Source organism: Vibrio sp. 1F253 (assembly GCF_041439295.1).
GTDB classification, from domain to species: Bacteria; Pseudomonadota; Gammaproteobacteria; order Enterobacterales; family Vibrionaceae; genus Vibrio; species Vibrio tasmaniensis_A.
This window is the reverse complement of sequence record NZ_JBGONU010000100.1, coordinates 1-4,884: the sequence shown is the minus strand read 5'-3', so window position 1 is coordinate 4,884 and position 4,884 is coordinate 1. Positions and strand designations below refer to the sequence as shown.

At 45.7% G+C, this 4,884-nt stretch carries 3 protein-coding genes; all 3 read left to right on the top strand.

What is annotated here, in order from left to right:
• The coding region (gene traD / locus ACED28_RS22670; RefSeq protein WP_371710811.1) for a type IV conjugative transfer system coupling protein TraD at positions 1 to 1,880 on the top strand (1,880 nt) is incomplete at its 5' end.
• Positions 1,881 to 2,491: 611 nt separating this feature from the next.
• Entirely contained in the window at positions 2,492 to 4,015 is a 1,524-nt protein-coding gene (locus ACED28_RS22665) for a hypothetical protein (protein ID WP_102258448.1), read from the top strand.
• A 93-nt stretch (positions 4,016 to 4,108) separates the two neighbouring features.
• Positions 4,109 to 4,884: MobF family relaxase (gene mobF / locus ACED28_RS22660; RefSeq protein WP_371710810.1), on the top strand; the 776-nt coding region annotated here is incomplete at its 3' end.

Sequence of the window (4,884 nt, the reverse complement as noted above, 5' to 3'; positions counted from 1 at the left end):
ATCTTAACAGCGAAGTCACGACGTTCTGGAGCGGGAAACGCTACGTTGGTACGCTCGCCTCCCAACTGGAAAACACCCAACTCATCGACCTCTACGATAACGTGATACACCAAATACAAATCAACTTCTTAATTGCCATCGGTATTGCCTTCGCTATTTTGATGCTCGCCATGAGTTTCTTTAAACGACAAGGCGAAAAGCAAAGTGAAGATTTCCACGTTCGAGGCTTTCAATACGCCGAACCCAAAGTGCTCACTAACGATTTAAAAAAACGGGCAAAGAAACTCAAAAAACAGGGCGTAGGCAACGGACGAATTTCTGATTTCAAAGTGGATGGGCTGGCCTTATTTAAACGTGAGTTTGAAGTTCAGCATATGCTCATCGACGGCACCACAGGGGCAGGTAAATCCGTCATGCTTCGTAAACTCCTGCGCTGGATACGTAAACGTGGGGATAAAGCCATTATTTATGATAAAGGCTGCACCTTTACCAGTAAGTTCTTTGACCCTAGCCAAGATACCTTACTCAACCCCTTCGATGAACGCTGCGCCAATTGGGATGTCTGGTGTGATGCTAAGGATGCCCCTGATTTTGAAAACATTGCGAACGCGCTTATCCCGCAACATGGTGAAGGTGATCCGTTCTGGGTTGATTCCGCACGGACTATCTTTTCAAGTGCGGCGTATCGCATGAGCCAAGATGACAAGCCCTGCTCGACCGCAAGGCTGCTTAGCCTGATACTCACGTCTGAACTTGAAACCCTGGGTAATTTCCTGCAAGGCACAGAGTCTGCTTCCCTGGTCTCTAAAGACATCAAAAAGACGGCCATCTCCATTAAGTCGGTGCTCGCCACCTACATTAAAAGCCTACGCTTTTTAGATGGCTTGGATGATAAAGACGCGAAAGGAGAGCCCAAACGCAAACCGTTTTCCATCACCGATTGGGTACAAGATGATAAACAAAAAGGCTTTTTGTTTTTATCGAGTAACGCGCAGCAACACGCCTCATTGCGTCCTTTGATTTCGACGTGGCTTGCCATTGCTTCTAACGCTATCTTGGGACTCAAAGACGATGAAGACCGCCGCATCTGGGTGATTATGGATGAAATGCCAAGTCTGCATAAACTGCCTGAGCTTGACACCATCATTGCCGAAGTGCGTAAGTTTGGGGGCTGTTATGTGATTGGTCTCCAGTCTTATGCGCAGCTCGTGAAAACCTACGGAAAAAATACCGCGGACGTTATTTTTGATTTACTCAACTCTCGCTTTTACTTTCGCGCCCCATCAGCGCAGATGGCGCAAATCTCATCCAAAGATTTGGGTGAGCAAGAGGTGGATGTCTCAAGAGAGCACATTTCTTACGGTGCAAATGCACTCCGTGATGGGGTATCGATTGGCCACCAGACGGTGACACGACCGGTTATCTCTAGCAGTGAAATCCAAGCCATGGATGATTTGCAATGTTACCTTCGCGTACCAGGAAGCAGCTTTATCACTCGACTGGATTTGCACTTTGATAAGATGCGAGATGTGACACCGGCCTTTATAAAACGTGATTACACCCCATCGCCCGCCATGACCAAAGCGTATCAAAAAGCGATTTACTTTGAGTGTGTCGCCCCAGGTATGCTCCTCAACGAAGAAGAGCGTAACGCACTCACAGAAATCCAAGCCAAGCAATTTGAAACGCCGGAAGAGATGAAGCTGGAAACCGACCAAATCCAACAAGCACAACGAAGTGAGACAGTCAAAGCGTTAGCCAGCAAGGAGTCGGAAAAGCTCAAATCAGACAATGCCCCTCAAGATCGCGCGCATCAAGAGCTCGACGAGTCGCCGATATCTCAAGATATAGAGATGGAAGCGGGTGATATGGTTGAATAGCGCATCAAATAGTCGATAGCCACACAAGACAGAAATAGGTCATTGCAAACCAAATGTATTAGGTATTTTTATGTTACCGAGTTTGTCTACATTAATCTTCGAGACCTTGGTCGTCTCACTCTTATTTTTTGCACTTTGTCTTATGCAGATCACCGAGAGTCAATTTCAGTGGACGCAACTTTTCATCGCGTCCACTGGCTTTTTATCACTGTATGGTTTGAAGCGCATCGTGGTTTTTTTGTTAAAAAACGCCCCAACACTCCTCACTACATCGTACTCACCTTTGCAGTATTCGCTTTACTCCTGAGCATCAGCATGAAGTACTCGTTATTTGGTTTATTGAATTCGATAGGCCTGACTTTCATGTACTTGGCACCCAGCGTGTCAAAAAGTGCACTGACTCAATCTTAGTCATGACTAGATATTTAGTTATAGTGCACCATAACGTAAGCCCTATCATTGATGAGATTCATTAAAGGAAAATCGATGAAAAGCGTAACGCCCCATAGAGACGACACCCTAGGGCCTCATCATCTCGAATAATCACTCAACCACTCTTCCAAGCCTTGCAATGGCAAGGCTTTATTACGTTCATTCATCAAGGAATTACCATGTCAAATAAGACCCTCTTTAATTCTGACCATCTACCGATATTAAAGAAACAATTACACACTATATTCGATCAACTTACCTTCGCTGAAATCATTCAGGGCAACGCCACCGAAAAAAACACATGGTTATCGATTTGCGCTCAAGCGGTAGGTTATGGCGACTGGGACGACTTAAAAGCGCAAGCAGTCACGCACCACGAGCCAACCCACAACATTCTATTTAACCAAGCATCCATCATTCCTTTCATCCAAAGTGTCAGAGTCAGCTTGGGGGAGCACATCGACAATATTGAAGGCTTTACCCATGTCATACTAAGAAACTTAACTACCGAAGAGTTAAACGCCATGAATGGCAATAAAGAAGAGCTTCCCCCCCTACCCAAAGCGCCAACGTCCTATACGTTAGAATTAGGACCGAATACGGCCTATGCCCGCGACCTTTTAGATTGGCTGTGGCCAAGAACAAAAAATTACCAAGTAGACCCTATCAACACTCAGTATCTAGCGCACATGAAAGAAAAGCGAATGAGCTTGAGCAAGTCTCAAGCAAAAGAGCGCGCTTTGGATGTTTACCCACACTCTGGCATGCTAATCAGAGACATCTTAGAGCAACTGATTTCAGAAAATTACCTAGAACTCAACGATGATCAAAGGTGCGTCACTTTTACTCGCAAAGGTCTTAATTATCTCAACGGAAAAATGACCCACGAATATGACGACCAATGGAAAGAATGGTTTAAGGCATTTGCAGCGCATCTCAAAAAAATCCCATACCGATACATCAAGATAGATTGGACACCCTATATCGATTTATATGCCCGGGGCATGTCACCCATTGAGGCGGCAAAAAGTCTTGAATGGTCAGAATGCTACACTCAAGCACACTCAGAGATCCAATCGGCCATTAAACACCAACTCGACATCCATCTGCCTCTATACCCCAAGGAACGATACCTTCAATTTACGCCTAGAATATTTCTGACACCTGAGCTGACCAGCAACAAGGTAACAGACATTCATTTTGAATTTATAGGACCCGACTGGGCGAAACCAAACGGCAATCCAAAAACAAAGCGCTTTTGGCCAAACAAACGCTACGTGTCTGTTTATTTAGATACCTCCCCCAAAAGTCGAGGTTGGTATGCCGTCATTCCCGATGAGGTTGATTGTTTTCAAGTGAGCTACAAATGGACAAGCCAGTCCCATTCTTTTGCAAGCGTCACCCACCATATGACTTACCAGTTAGAGCCAAATATAGAGTGTGCTCAAGATTGGCTGTATGGCAATGAGTGCATGAAGCATTCTGATTCTTCGAAACTAGCGATGGCCGCCGATGAATACAGCTTTAACCATCTAGAATGCCTGACTCATGGCAAGCATTTAACCAAGGAAGAAATTGTAGCGTTAGACCGATTTAAAGCGGGCATTACATCCATTCACATTGATGAAAATGGCGTCATCATTCACGAAGAACGAACGTTAACCGCTAGCAATTCCTTTGCTTGTGTTGGGATCATTTTGTAACCACACCTCTTTTAATTCCACTTCCCCCTTAACCTCCACTCACCGCTCAGTTTTGCTGCTAGCGGCAATTTGCGTTGCATAAGGAAAATACTCATGCTTTCTATTAGCCCATTAAAATCCGCTTCTGGCGCTGCCAAATATTATCTCAGCGAAGAAAACCCCAAAGACCTACCTGACGTCTCTTTAGAAAAAAACGCGGGCGATAACTATTACCTCAAGGAAAAAGACCAAGAAGAAAACACCTTCTGGCATGGCAAGCTGGCCATCGAAGCGGGACTGGCGGGTAAACCCGTAGAGCAAGCCACCCTAGAATCGGTACTCTCAGGCTGTCTTGGCGGTGAAACCATTAAAGGAAAACGAGATGATCATAAATCGGGCTTCGACCTGACCTTTTCTGCACCTAAAACCGTCAGTGTTTTTGCGCTTGTAAGTGGCGATAATCGACTCATTGAAGCACACAATAACGCCGTAAAATTCGCCTTAACTGAGCTTGAAAGAGACGTGGCACAATTCACTACCATCAACAAAGAGGGAGCGCGCGAGTTTCACAACACCGACTCGATGATATTTGCGGTCGTGCGCCATAAGACAAGCCGTGAAAACGACCCACAAGTCCACTCGCACGCGCTAGCCGCTAACATGACACGCGACCAAGAAGGAAAACTTCGCACGCTTGCATCCAGCCTAAAACAAAAAGGGGGCGTGATTAACGGGACTGGCGAGCGCATTTACAACTTCCAAAAATACTACGGTATCTTGTACCAGAGCCAATTGGCTAAAGATGCACAAGCACTCGGTTATTCCACGCGAGGCGTCGGCAACGGTCAGTTCGAAATCAGCGGTGTCCCTCAGCCTATTCTTGATGCGTC